The organism is Idiomarina aminovorans (genome assembly GCF_023155095.1).
Taxonomy (GTDB): domain Bacteria; phylum Pseudomonadota; class Gammaproteobacteria; order Enterobacterales; family Alteromonadaceae; genus Idiomarina; species Idiomarina aminovorans.
In genome coordinates, this window is sequence record NZ_JAKNDA010000019.1 from 1 (window position 1) to 670 (window position 670).

At 48.4% G+C, this 670-nt stretch carries 2 tRNA genes and 1 rRNA gene; all 3 read left to right on the forward strand.

From position 1 onward, the window contains the following. The first annotated feature begins 36 nt into the window (after positions 1 to 36). Positions 37 to 113, forward strand: a tRNA-Ile gene (locus L8G48_RS13305). Between the two features lie 151 nt (positions 114 to 264). Continuing rightward, positions 265 to 340, forward strand: a tRNA-Ala gene (locus L8G48_RS13310). A gap of 224 nt (positions 341 to 564) precedes the next feature. Beyond that, positions 565 to 670 (forward strand): 23S ribosomal RNA (locus L8G48_RS13315); the annotation flags it as partial.

The window sequence follows — 670 nt, forward strand, 5'->3', positions numbered from 1 at the left end:
ACAGTTTGCAGGCTTGATATAGAAAGAGAAGAAACTGGGTCTGTAGCTCAGCTGGTTAGAGCGCACCCCTGATAAGGGTGAGGTCGGCAGTTCAAGTCTGCCCAGACCCACCAAATTCACGCGATGGTTGCGTTGGAGAACAACTCGCATAGCAGGCTATGCTTCGTCGTTCTCCGCCTTGCCCTCCCGCGAATTAAGAGGTTATCTAACCTTGAAATTCCCTTATCGGGGTGTGTCGTACATACCGACAGACCTTCGGTCTGTGGGGCCATAGCTCAGCTGGGAGAGCGCCTGCCTTGCACGCAGGAGGTCAGCGGTTCGATCCCGCTTGGCTCCACCATTTCTTCTCTTGATGTAACCGTTAGCGTTAAGTGTTCTTAATTAAGAATGTTTACCGGTAACTTAGTGTTACGTGCTCTTTAACAACATGAAAAGCTGATTGTAATATTAAAGTAAGAAATGCCACTCTACTTGAACAAGCTGATTTGGTAGAGGCGTATCGAACTTGTGTACAGCGAGAACAAACAATCTTGGTCATGTATGCCAGACACCTTCGGGTTGTATGGTTAAGTGACTAAGCGTACACGGTGGATGCCTAGGCAGTTGGAGGCGATGAAGGACGTACTAACTTGCGATAAGCCATGATAAGCCAGTAAGAGGCCTTTGAGTC